The organism is Billgrantia kenyensis, from assembly GCF_013697085.1.
Classification (GTDB): Bacteria; Pseudomonadota; Gammaproteobacteria; order Pseudomonadales; family Halomonadaceae; genus Halomonas; species Halomonas kenyensis.
Genome location: NZ_JACEFT010000005.1, coordinates 149,874 through 168,331, shown reverse-complemented (window position 1 = coordinate 168,331; position 18,458 = coordinate 149,874). Strand labels below are relative to the sequence as shown.

At 64.3% G+C, this 18,458-nt stretch carries 16 protein-coding genes; 12 read left to right on the top strand and 4 right to left on the bottom strand.

What is annotated here, in order from left to right:
* Positions 1-73: 73 nt before the first annotated feature.
* From H1D44_RS07000 to H1D44_RS06980, 5 genes are all read left to right on the top strand, one after another.
* A complete protein-coding gene (locus tag H1D44_RS07000) occupies positions 74-1,030 on the top strand; it encodes a PstS family phosphate ABC transporter substrate-binding protein (RefSeq protein WP_181514123.1) in 957 nt (318 codons plus the stop codon).
* Between the two features lie 134 nt (positions 1,031-1,164).
* Entirely contained in the window at positions 1,165-3,453 is a 2,289-nt protein-coding gene (locus H1D44_RS06995; RefSeq protein ID WP_181514122.1) for an ABC transporter permease subunit, read from the top strand.
* Positions 3,454-3,468: 15 nt separating this feature from the next.
* Positions 3,469-5,145: a phosphate ABC transporter permease PstA gene (gene pstA, locus H1D44_RS06990; protein ID WP_181514121.1), complete on the top strand. Its 1,677-nt coding sequence runs from the start codon at positions 3,469-3,471 to the stop codon at positions 5,143-5,145.
* A gap of 123 nt (positions 5,146-5,268) precedes the next feature.
* Positions 5,269-6,027: a phosphate ABC transporter ATP-binding protein PstB gene (gene pstB / locus H1D44_RS06985; RefSeq protein WP_238984416.1), complete on the top strand. Its 759-nt coding sequence runs from the start codon at positions 5,269-5,271 to the stop codon at positions 6,025-6,027.
* Positions 6,028-6,130: 103 nt separating this feature from the next.
* Positions 6,131-6,475: a metalloregulator ArsR/SmtB family transcription factor gene (locus tag H1D44_RS06980; RefSeq protein ID WP_422671656.1), complete on the top strand. Its 345-nt coding sequence runs from the start codon at positions 6,131-6,133 to the stop codon at positions 6,473-6,475.
* A gap of 27 nt (positions 6,476-6,502) precedes the next feature.
* Here the strand turns inward: H1D44_RS06980 and H1D44_RS06975 are convergent, their stop codons facing one another.
* Positions 6,503-7,708, bottom strand: coding sequence for an MFS transporter (locus tag H1D44_RS06975; protein WP_181514119.1), 1,206 nt, complete (start codon positions 7,706-7,708; stop codon positions 6,503-6,505).
* A 55-nt stretch (positions 7,709-7,763) separates the two neighbouring features.
* Positions 7,764-8,840 carry an ACR3 family arsenite efflux transporter gene (gene arsB, locus H1D44_RS06970; protein ID WP_181514118.1) on the bottom strand — a complete coding sequence of 359 codons (1,077 nt, stop codon included), beginning with the start codon at positions 8,838-8,840 and terminating at the stop codon, positions 7,764-7,766.
* Positions 8,841-9,029: 189 nt separating this feature from the next.
* On the opposite strand from arsB, the gene H1D44_RS06965 reads away from it, so the two are divergent.
* On the top strand, positions 9,030-9,647 hold the full coding sequence (locus H1D44_RS06965; protein WP_181514117.1) for an ABC transporter ATP-binding protein: 618 nt from the start codon (positions 9,030-9,032) through the stop codon (positions 9,645-9,647).
* A complete protein-coding gene (locus H1D44_RS06960) occupies positions 9,638-10,441 on the top strand; it encodes an ABC transporter permease (protein ID WP_181514116.1) in 804 nt (267 codons plus the stop codon). Before H1D44_RS06965 ends, H1D44_RS06960 begins: the two co-directional genes overlap by 10 nt.
* 51 nt (positions 10,442-10,492) lie before the next feature.
* On the opposite strand, the gene H1D44_RS06955 is transcribed toward H1D44_RS06960, so the two are convergent.
* Together H1D44_RS06955 and H1D44_RS06950 are read right to left on the bottom strand one after the other, a co-directional pair.
* On the bottom strand, positions 10,493-11,269 hold the full coding sequence (locus H1D44_RS06955; protein ID WP_181514115.1) for an alpha/beta fold hydrolase: 777 nt from the start codon (positions 11,267-11,269) through the stop codon (positions 10,493-10,495).
* Entirely contained in the window at positions 11,269-12,456 is a 1,188-nt protein-coding gene (locus H1D44_RS06950; RefSeq protein ID WP_181514114.1) for an acetyl-CoA C-acyltransferase, read from the bottom strand. Before H1D44_RS06950 ends, H1D44_RS06955 begins: the two co-directional genes overlap by 1 nt.
* A 160-nt stretch (positions 12,457-12,616) precedes the next feature.
* On the opposite strand from H1D44_RS06950, the gene H1D44_RS06945 reads away from it, so the two are divergent.
* The 5 genes from H1D44_RS06945 (at position 12,617) to H1D44_RS06925 (ending at position 18,444) form a co-directional block, all read left to right on the top strand.
* Positions 12,617-13,198 (top strand): TetR/AcrR family transcriptional regulator, encoded by a 582-nt coding sequence (locus H1D44_RS06945; RefSeq protein WP_181514113.1) that lies wholly within the window; start codon positions 12,617-12,619, stop codon positions 13,196-13,198.
* 218 nt (positions 13,199-13,416) lie between these two features.
* Complete coding sequence (locus tag H1D44_RS06940) at positions 13,417-15,087, top strand: AMP-binding protein (protein WP_181514112.1); 1,671 nt, start codon at positions 13,417-13,419, stop codon at positions 15,085-15,087.
* Positions 15,088-15,142: 55 nt separating this feature from the next.
* On the top strand, positions 15,143-15,910 hold the full coding sequence (locus H1D44_RS06935; RefSeq protein WP_181514111.1) for an SDR family NAD(P)-dependent oxidoreductase: 768 nt from the start codon (positions 15,143-15,145) through the stop codon (positions 15,908-15,910).
* Positions 15,911-16,001: 91 nt separating this feature from the next.
* Positions 16,002-16,454, top strand: coding sequence for a MarR family winged helix-turn-helix transcriptional regulator (locus H1D44_RS06930; protein ID WP_181514110.1), 453 nt, complete (start codon positions 16,002-16,004; stop codon positions 16,452-16,454).
* Between the two features lie 178 nt (positions 16,455-16,632).
* Positions 16,633-18,444 carry an acyl-CoA dehydrogenase C-terminal domain-containing protein gene (locus H1D44_RS06925; protein ID WP_181514109.1) on the top strand — a complete coding sequence of 604 codons (1,812 nt, stop codon included), beginning with the start codon at positions 16,633-16,635 and terminating at the stop codon, positions 18,442-18,444.
* The last annotated feature ends 14 nt before the right edge of the window (positions 18,445-18,458 follow it).

Below are 18,458 nucleotides of genomic sequence, written 5' to 3'. Positions count from 1 at the left end.
CCATCGAGTCACGAGACGCGTGATCGACCCCCAACGCTGCAACTACAGCGCTAGAAAAAATGTGGAGACAAAGATGAAACTGAAGGTAATCGCCGCTGCTGTCATCGGTGCCTCATTCGTTGCTTCTGCCGCTCTGGCGGATCGTGTCGATCCCGATCTCCCCGAATACGAGCCCGTCAGCGGTATCTCGGGCAACATGACCAGTATCGGTTCCGATACCCTGAATAACCTGATGACCCTGTGGGCCGAAGAGTTTGCCGGCTTCTATCCCAATATCAATATTCAGATTCAGGGTGCCGGCTCAGGTACCGCCCCCACGGCGTTGACCGAAGGTACCGCTCAGTTCGGTCCCATGAGCCGCGAGATGCGTACTTCGGAGATCCAGGCCTTCGAAGATCGCTTCGGCTATCCACCGACCATGGTGCCGGTGGCCATCGATGCTCTGGCAGTCTACGTCAACCAGGACAACCCCCTGGAGAGCATCACTCTGCCGCAGGTCGACGCGATCTTCTCCGATACCCGCCGCTGCGGCTACGATCAGGACATTACCCGTTGGGGCCAGCTGGGTCTGGATGGCGCCTGGGAGAATCGTGACTTCACCCTCTACAGCCGTAACGCCGTCTCCGGCACCTACGCCTTCTTCGCCGAGAACGCTCTGTGCGGCGGTGATTTCAAGGACGCCATCAACGAGCAGCCGGGCTCCGCTTCTGTGGTGCAGGGCGTGAGCGAGTCGATCAATGGTATCGGCTACTCCGGTATCGGCTACATCACTTCCCAGGTACGTGCCGTGCCGGTGGCTCGCGATGAAGGTGAGGAAGCCTACCCGGTGGACCATGAGGACTACCCGCTGTCCCGCTTCTTGTTCGTCTACGTCAACAAGCACCCCAATGAGGATCTTGCACCTCAACAGGCTGAATTCCTGCGCATGGTGCTCTCCCAGCAGGGCCAGGAAGTGACCGCCCGCGATGGCTACATTCCGCTGCCCGAGCGCGTGGCCAGCCGGGTGCGTGGCGAGCTGGGCCTCGACTGATCGCCTGAACTTAAGTGTGTGACCAGGGGCGCTTCGGCGCCCCTTCGGCATTCTGGGCCGGTCTGTCACATGACTGTCATGCACCCTGCTTACTCTCTGCCTATCGTTTCTACTGTCGGGATAACCCATCCATTATGACTGACCTGTCCCAGCTCCCCGCCTCGGTTAAAGGCAGATCACTGCTGCCCAGCCCCGAACAGCGCGAGCGCTTGCGGCGCAAACGCGCGTTTCGGGATGGCGCTTCTCGCTACGGTATCGGCGCCGCCGGTATCGGCGTCGTGTTCGCCCTGGGGATGATCTTTGTCTACCTCTTCTCTGAAATCATGCCGCTGTTCAAGCCGGCTCAGGTATCCACCGTGCAAAGCTATGCCACGCCCGGGGTGGAAAGTGATGAGACGCTGGAGCATCTGACCATCGATCGTCATGACACCTTGGGGGCAAGCTTCACCGACACCGGGCGGATCACTTTTTTCGAGTTGGAGGATGGCTCTCCTCGCACCGCTTTTGAGGTTCCGCGCCCGGAGGCGGCGCAAACGACCGCCTTCGCTACCGGCTTCGCCACGACACGCTCCTTTGCCTACGGCTATGATAGCGGTGAGCTCAGCCTCGGCCAGATCGAGTACGCAATCACCTACCCCGATAACCTGCGGCATATCGAGCCGGAGCTGACGTTTCCTCTCGGCGAGTCGCCCTTGACCCTGGACGAGGAGGGGCGTGCAATTCAGGTGCTTGGGCTTCAGGTAAGCGATCGCGGCATCTACGCGGCAGCCGAGCTGGATGATGGCACTCTCTTGGTGTCGTCATTCGAGCGCCGGGAGAACATCATGACCGGAGAGGTAAGCGTGGAGCAGACCACGGTCGAACTTCCCGGGTTTGACGGTCGGGCGCGCCAGATCCTGATCGACAACCGCTTTCGTCACCTCTACGTTTCCGATGACACAGGCAACATCCATCACTACGATATCGGCAACTTGAGCAATCCCGACTACCGTGGTGCGGTTCAGGTTTCCGGCAACGGCTACGTCACGGAAATGGCGCTGCTCAATGGCACGGTATCGCTCGTTGCCGGAACCTCGGATGGCCAGGTGCGCCAGTACTTCCCGGTTCGCGATGACCATAACCGTCACGAACTGACCCATATCCGCGACTTTGCCCGCTATGATGCGCCGATTACCCATATCGAGGCGGAGTACGCGCGGCGGGGCTTTTTGGTCGGGGATGCCCGGGGGAACCTGGGAATTCATCACGCGACGGCGTCTGCCGACGTTTTCGATGCCCAGATGGTTCAGGGGCCGTTCTCTGGGATTGCCATCTCGCCGGTCAACTCAATGGCGCTGCTGGTGGATGAGAATCAGCAGCTGCAGGTGGCCAGCGTAAGCAATCGCCACCCCGATATCTCCTTCTCATCGCTGTGGCAGCGGGTGTGGTACGAAGGGAGCAGCCAGCCACGCTTTGTCTGGCAGTCCTCGGCGGGGGGCGATGAGTTCGAGCCCAAGATGAGCCTGGTGCCGCTGACCCTCGGCACCCTCAAGGCGGCCTTCTATGCCATGCTGTTCGCCACCCCGCTGGCGCTGATGGGGGCGATCTACACTGCGTATTTCATGTCGCCCAAACTGCGCGGCAAGGTCAAGCCCACCATCGAGGTGATGGAGGCCCTGCCCACGGTGATCCTCGGCTTCCTGGCCGGCCTATGGCTGGCGCCCTTCATCGAGAATCGCCTGCCGGCAGTGTTCAGTATCCTGCTCCTGATGCCCATTGCCATGCTGGCCTTCGCCTACCTCTGGAGTCGCCTGCCCGAAGGGCTGCGGACCCGTGTACCGGACGGCTGGGAGGCGGTGCTTCTGATGCCGGTCATCATCCTGGTGGGCTGGGCCTGCGTCTCCGCCAGTCCTTATGTGGAGATCCTGTTCTTCGACGGCAGTTTGCGCCAGTGGCTGACCGACACCGGCATCAGCTATGACCAGCGCAACGCCTTGGTGGTGGGTATCGCCATGGGCTTCGCGGTGATTCCGACAATCTTTTCCATCGCCGAGGATGCCGTGTTCAACGTGCCCAAGCATCTGACCCAGGGATCGCTGGCGCTGGGGGCCACCCGCTGGCAGACCGTGGTTGGCGTGGTACTGCCCACCGCCAGCATCGGCATGTTTTCCGCGGTCATGATGGGCTTCGGTCGGGCGGTGGGGGAAACCATGATCGTGCTGATGGCGACCGGCAACAGCCCGATCATGAACTTCAACATCTTCGAGGGCATGCGCACCCTGTCGGCCAATATCGCCGTCGAGCTTACGGAGTCCGCCGTGGGGTCTAGCCACTTCCGGGTCCTGTTCCTGGCCGCCCTCGTCCTGCTGGCCATGACCTTCGTGGTGAACACCCTTGCCGAGATTATTCGCCAACGGCTGCGTAAGCGCTACGGCAACCTCTGATTCCGGGAGAGTACGATGAAAGTCTGGTGGAAAAGCGGTGCCCCCTGGGTCTGGTTGAATGCCGGCGCGGTGGCAGTCTCCATCATCATGGTGCTGGGCCTGATTGGCTTGATCGCCGTGCGTGGCCTGAGTCACTTCTATCCGAGCGAGATCGTCGAGTTTCAGGTGGGCGATCCTGATCTCGGTATCGGTCAGATGGTAATGGGGGAGCATGTACGCTCCGAGACCATCCCGGTAACCGTGGCGCGGGATGCTGGAATCTCCGTGCCGCCGGAATTGGGTGATGACGACCTGGTTACCCGACATCTGATCAAGCAGGGCAATCGCGATGTGACCGGCCAAGACTTCGCCTGGTATGCGGAGCTGCAGATGTCCGAGTGGCAGGCTCCCCCGGATGCCATGCGCCTGGAGCGGCGCGAATGGGGGGATTTCTTCGGCTATCCGCTGCGTGTGCTGGAAGAGGGTGAGGTGGTCGCCGAGGGCGAGGGGCTGTGGGACGCGCTGCAGGTGCGTGTCGAGCGAGCCAATACGCTGTTCCGCGAGCTGCGTCGGATCGAGCGTAACGAGGTCGGGGCGATCAGTGCGGAAATGGAGGAATTGCGCCTGCGTGAGCGAGCCCTGCAGCGTGATCCCGATATCGATCCGGGCGTGCGTGAGGTGGAGCTGGAAAATATCGCGGCGCGTCAGGAGAGCCTGCAGGAAGCGTTCCGGACGCTGCGTGGAGAGATCGATGTGCTGCGTAGCGAGCTGCGTCGAGACACCCTGGTGGCGACGGTCACCGGGGGGCAGGAGGTGCAGATTCGCATCGGGGATATCGTGCGTGCCGTACAGCCCAATAGTCTATCGCTGAGCGAAAAAACGGTTGAATATGTACAGCAGTTCTGGGCTTTCGTCAGCGGCGAGCCCCGCGAGGCCAACACCGCTGGCGGGATCTTCCCGGCGATCTTCGGCACCGTGACCATGGTGCTGCTGATGTCGATGATCGTCAGTCCCTTCGGCGTGCTGGCCGCCATCTATCTGCGCGAATATGCCAGGCAGGGGCCCATGCTGCGCCTGATCCGCATCTCGGTTTACAACCTCGCCGGGGTGCCCTCCATTGTCTATGGCGTCTTCGGCTTGGGGTTCTTTATCTATACCCTGGGTGGCTCCATCGATGAACTCTTCTACTCGGACAGGTTGCCGTCGCCTACCTTCGGCTCCCCGGCACTGGTCTGGGCCTCGCTGACCCTGGCGCTACTGACCCTGCCGGTAGTGATCGTCTCGACCGAAGAGGGCTTGGCTAGGATCCCCACCAGTATCCGCCAAGGCTCCCTGGCGCTGGGGGCCACCAAGTCCGAGACACTGTGGAAAGTGGTGGTGCCGTTGGCAACGCCTGCCATGATGACCGGCATGATCCTGGCCATTGCGCGGGCCGCCGGCGAAGTCGCGCCGCTGATGCTGGTGGGGGTGGTCAAGCTGGCTCCTACGCTGCCAATCGATGGGACCTTTCCCTTCGTTCACCTGGATCGTCAGATCATGCACTTGGGCTTCCATATCTACGACGTCGGGTTCCAGAGCCCCAACGTCGAGGCTGCGCGCCCACTGGTCTATGCCACTGCGCTGGTGCTGGTGCTGTTGATCGTGGTCCTCAACCTGACTGCCATCAGCATTCGCAACCGCTTACGTGAGCGCTATCGTGCCGCCTCTGACTGACCCCCGGCCCTTGGCCATGCAGCAGCTGCGGATACCCACGGCTACCGGAATACGAGAGAGACAATGAATTCGATGACCACCGCCCCACGCCCTGTCGCCAGTCATGTTGGATCCGTTTCTGACATGAAGGATGTCACCTTCAAGGTACGAAACCTTGACCTTTACTACGGCAAGGACCAGGCGCTCAAGGGCATCAACCTGGATATCCCACGCAACCGGGTCACGGCCTTCATCGGTCCATCCGGCTGTGGCAAGTCGACGCTGCTGCGCTGCTTCAACCGCATGAACGACCTGGTTGATGCGTGTCGCGTCGAAGGAGAGATTTTACTCGACGGGGAGGATATCTATGCTCGAGGTGTCGATGTGGCAGAGCTGCGCCGCAAGGTTGGCATGGTTTTTCAGAAACCCAACCCGTTTCCCAAGTCGATTTATGAGAACGTTGCCTACGGCTTGCGACTGCAGGGGGTCAGCAGCAGGGCGGTGCTCGACGAAGTGGTGGAGCGCTCGCTGCGTGGAGCCGCGCTGTGGGACGAAGTGAAGGATCGACTCAACGATAACGCCTTCGGGTTGTCTGGGGGGCAACAGCAGCGCCTGGTGATAGCACGTGCCATTGCCATCGAACCCGAGGTGATTCTGCTCGATGAGCCTGCCTCTGCCCTCGACCCCATCTCCACGCTCAAGATCGAGGAGCTGATCAATGAGCTCAAGGAGCAGTACACCATCGTCATTGTGACGCATAACATGCAGCAGGCAGCTCGGGTCTCCGATTACACGGCTTTCATGTATCTTGGCGAGCTGGTCGAATTCGATGAAACCAACAAGCTGTTCACCGAGCCGGAGAAGAAGCAGACCGAGGATTACATTACCGGTCGATATGGTTGAGCCAGACCCTGCTCAAGGAAGCGTGGCTGTTGGTCCCGCAGGGGTTGGAGTAGAATAAATGATTCTTCTTAGCAACTTTGCAAAGGGAACCGCCTTGACCTTGCTGGAACCTGCCCGATTGCTCAAATGCCTGGGTGACGAAACCCGTCTGACGCTGACTCTGCTGATACTCAGAGAGCAGGAACTCTGCGTCTGCGAGATGACACATGCCCTGGAGGAGTCCCAGCCCAAGGTCTCGCGCCACTTGGCGCAGCTGCGCAGCTGTGGCCTGCTTAGCGATCGCCGTGAGGGACAGTGGGTTTACTACCGACTTTCGGACGAGCTGCCGGGCTGGGTGGCCGAGGTGCTGGCAGCGGCGGAGAAAGGGGAGGCGCCGCGCCTGGCCAGCCTCCAAGAGCGTCTAAGGGAGATGGGCAACCGACCCGAACGGCGCGCCGCTCTCTGCTAGGCGCAGCATGAGAAATCCGAACAGGCCTCATGCCTGGCGTGCCGGCGCGGGCTGCTCGGGCGAGCCGCTCACGCCACGCAGCGCCCACAGCCCGAGGATCGGTCCCGGCAACAGCCACCACAGCACCCAGAGTCCCTGTAGCGACCACAGCGTCGTGGTCAGCGAGATGGCGGGAATGGTGAGCGCGAAGCCGATGGCGTTCATCACCGCCAGCGTGGAGCCGACCCGCTCACGGGGCGCCGTTGCCGCTGCTAGGGCCGAGAACTGCGGCGAGTCGGCGATCACCGTGAGTCCCCAGAAGAACAGCAGTGCCAGCAGCATGCCCGGCGGTGCCCAGGCCAGCAGTGGATAGGCCAGGCATAGCATGCCGGAGGCCGTCAGCGCCCAGCGCGCCACCCACAGACTGCCCAAATGGCGGCTCACCGCACCGCCCCCCACGCAGCCTGCCAGCCCCAGCGCAATGATACCGAAGGAGAGCCAGGCCACCAGATCGGTGGAGGCCACGAGCCGTTCGACTTCGCGCATGACCAGAAAGGGTGTCAGCATCCAGAAGGCGTAGAGTTCCCAGCAGTGGCCGAAGTAGCCGCCGGCCACGGCGCGAAAGTGCTTCACCCTTAGCGCGGCAAGCCCCTCGGCAAGACGCGCCTTGCCCGCGGAAGGCGGCAGGTGCGGGCCGTCGCCCAGCCGCAGCACCATGGCACCCCCCAGCAGGGCCAGCAGCGAGGCGCCCATCAGCGGCCACTCCCACGGCATACCCAGGGTACTGCCACGCAGCAAATGGGGCAGGGCGGTCCCCAGGGTGAGCATACCCACCAGCCAGGAGAGCGCCGCTCCGGTGTGCTTGGGCGTCCAGCCGATCACCAGCTTCATGCCCAGCGGATAGATACCGGCCAGGCACAGCCCGGTGACGAAGCGCAGCAGCAGCGCCAGCGGAAACTGGGCTGCCACCAGCACGAAGGCGGCATTGACCAGCGCTCCCGCCAGGCAGGAGACGGCGAAGATACGGCTGGCGCGAAAGCGGTCGGCCAGGCCGGTGGTGGCGATGAACAGGGTGCCGCTGATGAAGCCCGCCTGCACGGCGAGTGTCAGCCGGCCGAGATCGACCTCAGAGAAGCCGAGATCCCGCGACAGCGAGAGACCCACGCCGTTGACGGAGAACCACAACGAGGTACCGCACAGCTGGGCAAGAACGATGACGCTAAGTGCATGGCGCTGCAATGAAGTGGCGTTCATCCTTGCATACTCACCGCGCCCGTTCGGTGTGGCAAGCCGTCATTCGTCTTGGGGATCACGTTCCGACAGCGGTGAACCTGTGTCGCGTGCGGTTGGCGATGCGCACCAGCGCCAGCATCAGCGGCACCTCGACGAGCACCCCCACCACCGTGGCCAGCGCCGCGCCGGACTGCAGGCCGAACAGGGCGATGGCGGCGGCCACGGCCAGCTCGAAGAAGTTGCTGGCGCCGATCATGGCACCGGGGGCGGCCACGTTATGGGGAACCTTCCAGGCCTTGGCCCAGCCGTAGGCGATGAAGAAGATCAGCACGGTCTGGATGATCAGCGGGATAGCGATCAGCACGATGTGCAGCGGGTTGTTGAGTATGACATCGCCTTGGAAAGCGAACAGCAGCACCAGGGTGATGATCAGTCCGATGGGGGTAATGGGGCCGATCCGTTTCATGAAGACGTTCTCGTACCACTCAAGCCCGTGGCGTGCGATGAGGATGCGGCGTACGAGATAGCCGGCGGTCAGCGGAATAACGATGTAGAGAAAGACCGAAAGGGCAACGGTATCCCACGGTACCTGGATGTTCGAGATTCCCAGCAGCAGCACCACGATGGGAGCGAAGGCGAACAGCATGATCAGGTCGTTGAGTGAGACCTGGACCAGGGTGTAAGCGGCGTCACCGCGGGTCAGGTAGCTCCAGACAAAGACCATGGCGGTGCAGGGGGCGGCGCCGAGCAGGATGGCCCCGGCCAGGTACTGCTGGGCCAGTGGCTCGGGAATCCAGGGGCGAAATACCACCATCAGGAAGAACCAGGCGATGGCGAACATGGTGAAGGGCTTGATCAGCCAATTCACCGTGGTCGTGATGATCAGTCCCTTGGGCTGCCGGCGAACGCCGAGCACCGCGGCGAAGTCGATCTGCGCCATCATCGGGAAGATCATCGCCCAGATCAGGATTGCCACCGGGATCGACACCTGGGCCACTTCGAAACGTGCCAGAGTCTCGGGTATGGCCGGGGCCAACTGGCCGAGCAGCACTCCGGCACCGATGGCCAGCGCCACCCACACGGAGAGGTAGCGTTCGAACCTGCCCATGCCTGCGGTAGAAGGAGGCGCCTGGGTATCCTGATGTGCCGACATGGCAAATGCTCGCAAGTAATAAGAAATGGGTAGCCAGCTACGGTGCCGACAAGGCTGACTTGGCAGTTCGAATTATTATATATGGATTGCCATATGTGCAAATGCAGCATGCCGGCCATGGCGTTCCCGACTTGTCAGCCTAGCCGGGTCGCGTCACTGTAGCCCTTTTACCATTTTGGAGAGCCTGCCTTGAGTGCCGATTCCCTTCGGCTGGATGGCATCGCCATCGGTGAGCTGGCCGCGATAAGCTTGGCCGTGCGACCGGGTGAAATCGTTTGCCTTTCCGGCGCCAGCGGTTCGGGCAAGAGCCGGCTGCTGCGCGCCGTGGCCGATCTCGAGCCCCACGCTGGCGAGGTGTGGCTGGGCGAACAGGCCCAGTCGCAGACCCCAGGCCACGCCTGGCGCCGCCAGGTGATGCTGGTGCCGGCCGAGAGCCACTGGTGGGCAGAGACGGTGGGCGAGCATTTCATCGATCCCCCCGTGACGGCAGAGCTGGCGGCACTGGGCTTCGGCCCGGACACTCTGGAATGGCAGGTGGGCCGCCTCTCCACCGGTGAGAAACAGCGCCTGGGACTGCTGCGTGCGGTCAGCCGGGAGCCAAGGGCGCTGCTGCTCGACGAGCCCACCGCCAACCTGGATGACGCCAGCCGCGAGCGGGTGGAAGCCTGGTTGGTCGAGCGCATACGCGTGCGGCAGTGGCCGACGCTCTGGGTCGCCCATGACCACGATCAGATCGCCCGGGTGGCCAGCCGCCACTGGCGCATCGTGGGCGCTCGCCTCGAGGAGGAGCCCGTGTCATGCAGGTGATCGATCTCTCCTGGTGGCAGCTGGCGCTGGCGGCCGTGATGGTCGTGGTGCTTGCCGGCTGCACCGCCGCGCTGCGGCTGGGCATGAGTCGCAGCTTGCTGATTGCGGCCCTGCGCACCGTCGTGCAGCTGGCGCTGGTGGGCCTGGTTCTGGATGCGCTGTTCGCCGCCGAGCGGCTGGTGTGGGTGGCGCTGATGGCGATGGCGATGCTGCTGATCGCCGGGCGCGAGGTGATGGCGCGCCAGAAGCGCCGGCTGCTGGGCGGCTGGGCCTTCGGCATCGGCACGCTGTCGATGTTTCTCTCTTCCTTCACCGTCACCGTGCTGACGCTGACCGTGATCATCGGTCCCGAGCCCTGGTACCTGCCTCAGTACGCCATCCCGCTGCTGGGCATGCTGCTGGGCAATACCATGACCGGCGTGGCCTTGGCGCTGGACCGGCTCACCGACACTGCCTGGCGTCAGCGGCAGGTGATCGAGAACCGGCTGATGCTGGGAGAGCCCTGGCAGGTCGCGATCGGCGATATTCGCCGCGAGGCGATGCGCAGTGGGCTGATGCCGATGATCAACGCCATGGCCGCCGCCGGGGTGGTCAGCCTGCCGGGCATGATGACCGGGCAGATACTGGCCGGCACCGCGCCGGGGCTGGCGGTGAAGTATCAGATCTTGATCATGTTCGCGATCACCCTGGGCACCGGATTCGGCACCCTGGCCGCGGTGGCGGCGGGCAGCCGGCGACTGTTCGACGCCCGCGAGCGGCTGCGTCTCGATCGCCTGGGATCACCGCGCAGCTGACAGCGAGGCTGGCCAGCGGCAAGCCTCTATCAGGTCGCGCTGGCTCGGGGTTCAGGGGGTGTCAGCCAGAAAGTCGACGACCAGGGCGGTCAGGCGCTCGGGACACTCACGGTGCGGAACGTGGCCACAGGGGAGAATGGCGGGGGCCTGGGGGCCCGGTGTAAGGCGGCTGATGCGCCATGGCTGTTCGAGGGAGCCATATTCGTCATGCTCACCGTGGATCGCCAGGGTAGGGCAGGCGACCCGCGCCAGGGCGGCATCCAGCGTCCAGTCGCGAAAGGCCTCGGAGTGCCAGTTGTCGACCCAGCTGCGCAGCGCCCACTCGGCCTTGTCGCCGTGGTACTTGGCCAGGCGCGACAGGCCGCCCGGTTCGACCAGGGCCTGCTCCGCCTCGCGTATCCCGGTCAGGGTGCGCGGCTCGACGAAGGCCTGGGCCGAGACCGTGATCAGCGCCTGGCAGGCGCCCGGGTAAGCGCCCGCCACCTCCACGGCCATGCCGCCGCCCACGCTGTGACCCAGCGCCACGAAGCCCTTCAGGCCCAACTGCTCGAGAAGCGTGGCGAACGCGCCGCGAGGCTCGTCGGCGATGAAACTGCCGGGCTGGGTACCGGGAAAGGGGGCCGAGCGGCCATAGCCGAGGCGGTCGTAGGCGATTACCTCGCGGCCCGTCGCCGCGGCGAGACGTTCAGGGAAGTCCCGCCACAGTGACACGCAGCCCAGTGAGTCGTGCAGCAGCACGATCGGCTGACCGCGCGTGCTCTCGCCAACGGGCCGCCAGCGGGCGGCGAAGATGCCGCCCGCCGGCGAGTCGAGGGTGAAAGCCTCCATCAATCGATGAGCTCGACCGCTACCGCGGTGGCCTCGCCGCCGCCGATGCACAGGCTGGCGATGCCACGCTTGCCGCCCTTGGTGCGCAGGGCGTGGATCAGGGTGGCGATGATGCGCGAACCGGTAGAGCCGATGGGGTGGCCCTGGGCGCAGGCGCCGCCAAAGACGTTGACCTTGTCATGCGGGATGTCGAGTCCGTCCATGGCCAGCAGCGTGACCACGGCGAAGGCCTCGTTGATCTCGAACAGGTCGACGTCGGCCACGCCCCAGCCCAGCTTCTTCATCAACTTGTCGATGGCGCCCACCGGGGCGATGGTGAACTCGCTGGGGTGCTGAGAGTGGGTACTGTGGCCCAGCATGCGCGCCAGCGGCTTGCTGCCGAGCCGGTCCGCCGCGGCCTGGCTGGCGAGTATCAGCGCCGAGGCGCCGTCGGAGATCGAGCTCGAGTTGGCCGCGGTGATGGTTCCGTCCTTGGCGAAGGCGGGGCGCAGCTCACGGATCTTGTCGAGCTTGGCCTGGAACGGCTGCTCGTCGTGCTCGACCACGCTTTCACCCTTGCGGCTGGTCACGGTGACCGGCGCCATTTCGGCCGCGAGGTGGCCGGCGTTGGTGGCCGCCATGGCGCGCTCCAGCGAGGCAATGGCGAAGTCGTCCAGGCGCTCGCGGGAGTAGCTGCGCTGACTGGCGATGTCCTGGGCGAATACCCCCATCAGCTTGCCGGTCTCGGCGTCCTCCAGGCCGTCGAGGAACATGTGGTCCTTGAGTTCGCCGTGGCCCAGGCGGTAGCCGGTACGCGCCTTGGTCAGCACGTGGGGGGCGTTGGACATCGACTCCATGCCGCCGGCCAGGACCACCTCGCCGCTGCCGGCGCGGATCAGGTCGTGGGCGAGCATGGCGGCCTTCATGCCCGAGCCGCACAGCTTGTTGATGGTGGTGGCGCCGATGCCGTCGGGAATGCCGGCCTGGCGCATCGCCTGGCGGGCCGGACCCTGCTTGACCCCGCCCGGCAGCACGCAGCCCATGATGCCCTCGTCGATGGCGCTGGAGTCGATGCCGGCACGCTCGATGGCGGCGCGGATCGCCGTGGCGGCGAGCTCGGGTGCCGTTAGGCTCGACAGGCTGCCCAGCATGCCGCCCATGGGCGTACGCGTGGCGGAAAGGAAGACGATATCGTTGGGGCTGGTCATGGTGGCGCTCTCCTGGGTTCAGCCGATTATCTTTGTCATGAGCCGGCCTGGCAGTGGCCTGCGACCGTCTCGTCCGGGCATTCTGCGGCAGGGCGCGTTGACCTCTCTGCGCCGCTGTGTTTTTCTCAAGATCAACCAAGCAAGCGCTAGTGTAAACCCGATGAATGTCGTTAACGAGTCCCCCCGCCGCAAGGAATTGACCCGTCTGGCCGCGCATTTGTTCGTCCAGGAGGGCTTCGACCGTACCACGGTGCGCATGCTGGCTCAGGAGATGGGCATCAAGTCCGGCAGCCTGTTCCACCACTTTCGCGACAAGCAGGAGATTCTCGCCGCCGTCATCGAGGAGGGCACCCAGAACGCCCTGACGCTGGCTCGCCAGGCCCTGGAGGAATGCGACGATTCCGCCGAGGCGCGCTTGCACGCCATGGCCCGGGCGCATCTCCAGACCCTGCTGACCGATCGCAATGCCCACGTGGTGGCCCTCTACGAGTGGCGGCGACTCGACGCGGCGGCGCGGGACCATCTCAGCCATCTGCGTGACGCCTACGAGGAGCTGTGGGAGCAGGTCATCGACGAGGCCCTGGCCGCCGGCCTGATCCACGGCGACCGATTCCTCGTGTCGCGCTTCGTGATGGGCGCGCTCAACTGGACCGTGCGCTGGTACGACCCCGAAGGCCCCCGCAAGCCCGAGGATCTGGCCCACGAGCTGGTGGCCATGATTACCCCTTCCGCCCGTCCCTGATTCGAGCCCCCGACCAAGGTCTAGCCCACGTCGCCAGCCCCGGGGGTTGCCCCGCACGGGCTTTGCTTCTAGCTTGTACCTAGCGCTTGATAGGTTGACGCTTACGTCAACGGTATCTAATTAGAAATGATCCAAGCGGAATGGAACGGCGACCCGACCTCGGCGATGTCGAGGCGGCGCTTCAACAACAAGCACAATCAGGCACAAGAGGGCAGTCAATGAGCACGCAATCGCTTCCCGGGTATTCCGCCTTCATGGAGCGCTTCTCCATCGATGAGGTCATCGCCCGGCTCGACGATCACGCCGACGGCAAGTTCAATGCCTACGAATCCTGCTGCGGACGCCACCTGCGCGCCGGGCGTGGCGAAGTTCCGGCACTGATCCACGAGGATGCCCAGGGCCACGTCAGCCGCCTTACCTACGCCGAGCTGGAGACCGAGAGCGCGAAGCTGGCCGGCTGGTTCGCCGAGCGCGGCCTGGGCGTGGGTGACCGCATCGCCTGCATGCTGCCGCGCTCGCCCCAGCTGCTGGTGGCGGTGCTGGCCACCTGGCGCATCGGCGCGGTCTACCAGCCGCTGTTCACCGCCTTCGGTCCCGACGCCGTCGACTATCGGCTAGGCCGTGCCGACACCAAGCTGGTAATCACCGATCACGACAACCGCTTCAAGTTCGACGGTCTCTCCCAGTGCCCGCCGGTGCTGGCCGTGGGTGGCCCCAGCGAAGGGCACGGCGATGACCTCGACTGGAGTGAGGCGCTGTCCCACTCGCCGATCGAGGCCAATCCGCCGCGGCTCTCCCCGGAGTTACCGTTCCTGCAGATGTTCACCTCGGGTACCGTGGGCAAGCCCAAGGGGGTGGCGGTACCGCTTGCCGGTATGCCGGCCTTTGCCATTTACATGGAGCTCGCCATCGACCTGCGCGAGAGCGACCGCTTCTGGAACATGGCCGACCCGGGCTGGGCCTACGGCCTCTATTACGCCATTGCCGGCCCGCTGTTGCTGGGCGTGACCACCCACTTCTGCGAGGCGGGCTTCAGCGCGGAAGGGGCGCTGGCCTTCATGCAGCGCCATCGCATCACCAACTTCGCCGCCGCGCCTACCGCCTATCGCCTGATGAAGGCTTCGGGGCTGTTCGACGACGCGCATGAAAAGCTCGATCTGCGCGTGGCAAGTTCCGCCGGCGAGCCGCTCAATACCGAAGTGGTGACCTGGGTCGAACGCTCGCTCGGCTGCCCGGTGATGGACCATTACGGCCAGACGGAAACCGGCATGACCTGCTGTAACCACCACGCGCTGGAGCATCCCAAGCACGTCGGAGCCATGGGCATGCCCATGCCCGGCTATCGCCTGGCCATCCTCGACGCCGAGTACAACGAGCTGCCGCCGGGGGAGCCGGGCGTGCTGGCGGTGGACATCGAGCGCTCGCCGGCGCACTTCTTCCAGGGCTACACCTGGCAGGAGAAACACCCCTTCGCCAAGGGCTACTACCTCACCGGCGACGTGGTGATCCGCAACGAGGACGGTACCTTCCAGTTCGCCGGCCGCGACGACGACATCATTACCACCGCCGGCTACCGGGTGGGGCCCACCGACGTGGAGAACACCGTGCTGACGCATCCGGCGGTGGCGGAATCTGCCGCGGTGGGCCAGCCTGACGAGATCCGCGGCGAGATCATCAAGTCCTATGTGGTGCTGCGCGAGGGCTTCGAGGCGAGCGACGCGCTGGCCGACGAGATTCGTCAGCAGGTTCGCGAGCGTCTCTCCACCCACGCCTTCCCCCGGGTAATCGAGTTCGTCGACACCCTGCCCAAGACGCCCAGCGGCAAGATCCAGCGCTTCAAGCTGCGCGCCGATGCCGCCGAGAAGGCCGAAACCGGCGCTGCGCAATGACGCCCTCTGAAGCGAGAGGCACCGGGAGCTCAGCCGTCAACTTTAGGAATTCGATATGCAAGTGAAGGATCGTAGCTTTTTGATTACCGGTGCCGCCTCCGGGCTGGGGGCGGCTACCGCCGAGCGCATCGTTGCCGGCGGGGGCCGGGTGGTGCTGTGTGACCTGAGCGAGGCCGTCGAGGCACACGCCGAGCAGTTGGGGAACGCTGCCCGTGCGCTGCGTGGCGACGTGACCTCGGCAGCTGACATGCAGGCCGCCGTGGATGCCGCCGTGGCCCTGGGTGGCAACAGCGGCCTGGCTGGCGTGGTCCACTGTGCCGGCGTGGTCAGCGTAGCCAAGCTCGTCGACCGTGAGGGCAATCCCGCTGACCTCGAAGCCTATGCGCGTACCGTGCAGATCAACCTGGTCGGCACCTTCAACGTCATGCGCCTGGCCGCTGCCGCGATGGCGAAGAACGCACCGGGCGAGGACGGTGAACGCGGCGTTATCATCAACACGGCTTCCATCGCCGCCTTCGACGGCCAGGTCGGGCAGTGCGCCTACAGCGCTTCCAAGGCCGGGGTGGTGGGAATGAGCCTGCCTGCGGCACGTGAGCTGTCGCGGCACGGCATTCGCGTAATGGCGATCGCACCCGGGGTGTTCCAGACGCCGATGATGAGCGAGATCCCCGACGAGGCTGCCAAGGCGCTGGCGGCATCGGTGCCGTTTCCCAAACGGTTAGGCCATGCCGATGAGTTCGCGCGGCTTGCCGAGCAGATCATCACCAATCCCATGCTCAATGGCGAGGTGATCCGCCTCGACGGCGGCATCCGAATGCAGTGAGCGTTGGTCGTGGCACTTGGCAGGCATTGGCTGGCGCGCTAGCGTAAGGCGCACAACAAGATTGCATGACAAGTACCAGGGAGAGCCTGCCATGACCCGCCAGCAAATCGGCTCCGCGCTCAGGCTGGATAGCCAGCTTTGCTTCACGCTGTATTCCACCTCGCTGTTGATGACCAAGTTCTACAAGCCCCTGCTCAAGGGGCTTGGCCTCACCTACCCGCAGTATCTCGTCCTGCTCACCCTGTGGCAGGAGGATGGCCTGAGTGCCGGAGCCATCAGCCGTCAACTGATGACCGATACCGGGTCGTTGACTCCCGTTTTCAAGCGCCTTGAAGCTGACGGCCTGCTCAAGCGAGTGCGCAGTCGCCAGGATGAGCGGGTTGTCGAGCTGTTCCTCACCGAGCGGGGTCGGGCGCTTCAGCTACAGGCCCGGGAGATCCCCGACTGCGTCACCATGGCCAGCGGCCAGCCCCTGGAGGAGCTCGACGAGCTCAAGGCGCGGCTGGAGACGCTGCGGAGCAGGCTCCAAGAGGCCATGCCTTAGGCTCGCTTTGCTTCCTTCCACTGCGTGAAGGGTGTTCTGGATAAAAGAATTAAAACGAGCGCTTGACTCAAAGGCGCGTGCGAGCTAGTTTCAAACGCATGTTTGAAAGCGGCTGCCGCTGCTTTCCTGAACACCGACTTCAGGCGACCTTTGTGGCGACCTTTTGTGGAGAGTAGAGATGCCCGATTATCAGGCCCCCCTGCGCGACCTTCGCTTCGTGATGGACGAAATGCTGGACTATCCCGCTCATTATGCCCGGCTGCCGGGCGGTGAGGAGGCAACGCCAGATGTGGTCGCGGCCATCCTGGAGGAGGGCGCCCGCTTTGCGCGCGAGGTTCTGTTGCCGCTGAACCAGAGCGGCGACCGGGAGGGCTGCCTGCTGGAGGGTGGCGAGGTCAAGGCGCCCAAGGGCTTCAAGGCTGCCTACCAGCAGTATGTCGAGGGCGGCTGGCCGAGCCTGGCTGCCGACCCCGCCCATGGCGGTCAGGGCCTGCCGCACTCCCTGGCCATGGTGCTCAATGAGATGGTCTGCTCCACCAACCTGGCCTGGGGCATGTATCCGGGCCTTTCCCATGGTGCCGCCGATGCCCTGCGACACCACGGCACCGAGGAGCAGCAGGCCACCTACCTGACCAAGTTGGTGGAAGGCGTATGGACCGGCACCATGTGCCTGACCGAGCCGCACTGTGGCACCGATCTGGGGCTGATCAAGACCCGCGCCGTGCCCGCTGATGACGGCGGCTACGACATTAGCGGTACCAAGATCTTCATCTCTGCCGGCGAGCACGACCTGGCCGAGAACATCGTGCATCTGGTACTGGCCAAGCTGCCGGATGCGCCGGAAGGCTCCAAGGGCATCTCGCTGTTCGTGGTGCCCAAGTTCCTGCCTGACGCCGAGGGCAACCCGGGTGAGCGCAACGGGGTGAGCTGCGGCTCGCTCGAACACAAGATGGGTATTCACGGCAACGCTACCTGCGTGATGAACTTCGATTCCGCTCGTGGCTACCTGGTCGGCCCGCCCAACAAGGGGCTGGCCTGCATGTTCACCATGATGAACGCTGCGCGCCTGGGTGTAGGCATCCAGGGGTTGGGCCTGACCGAGGCGAGTTTCCAGAACGCCCTGGCCTATGCCCGTGATCGCCTTCAGATGCGCGCACTCTCCGGACCCAAGGCCCCCGAGAAACCCGCCGACCCGATCATCGTGCACCCTGACGTTCGCCGTATGCTGCTGACCCAGAAGGCCTTCGCCGAGGGCGGTAGGATGCTGGTGCTGTATACCGCGCAGATGCTCGATGTCGTCGAGCACGGTCAGGACGCTGCCGAGCGCGAGCGCGCCGAGACCCTGTTGGGCCTGCTGACGCCCATCGTCAAGGCCTTCCTGACCGAGGCCGGCTTCGAAGCCACCAACGAGGGCGTGCAGGTCTTCGGTGGCCATGGCTTCATCCAGGAGTGGGGCATGGAGCAGCTGGTGCGCGACTCGCGCATCACCCGGCTTTATGAAGGCACCACGGGTATCCAGGCCCTCGACCTGCTGGGTCGCAAGGTGCTGATGAGCCAGGGCGAGAGCCTCAAGGTCTTCACCAAGGAGATCCACAAGTTCTGCCAGGCCGAAGAGGGTAACGCCGCGCTTGCCGAGTTCGTCGCACCGCTGGCCAAGCTCAACGCCGAGTGGGGCGAGCTGACCATGGGCATCGGCATGAAGGCCATGAATGATCGCGAGGAAGTGGGGGCGGCCAGCGTCGACTACCTGATGTACTCCGGCTACGTGACCCTGGCCTACCTCTTTGCCCGGGCGGCGAAGCAGGCGAATGCCGCGCTTGCCGAGGGCGATGACGACGCCGCCTTCTATCAGGCCAAGATCACTACCGCGCGCTTCTACTTCCAGCGCCTGCTGCCACGCACCCTGGCTCATGCTCGCATGATCCAGGCCGGTGCCGAGCCGCTGATGGCGCTCTCACCGGAAGCATTCGGACTCGGTTTCGAGATCTGACATCACCAAGCATC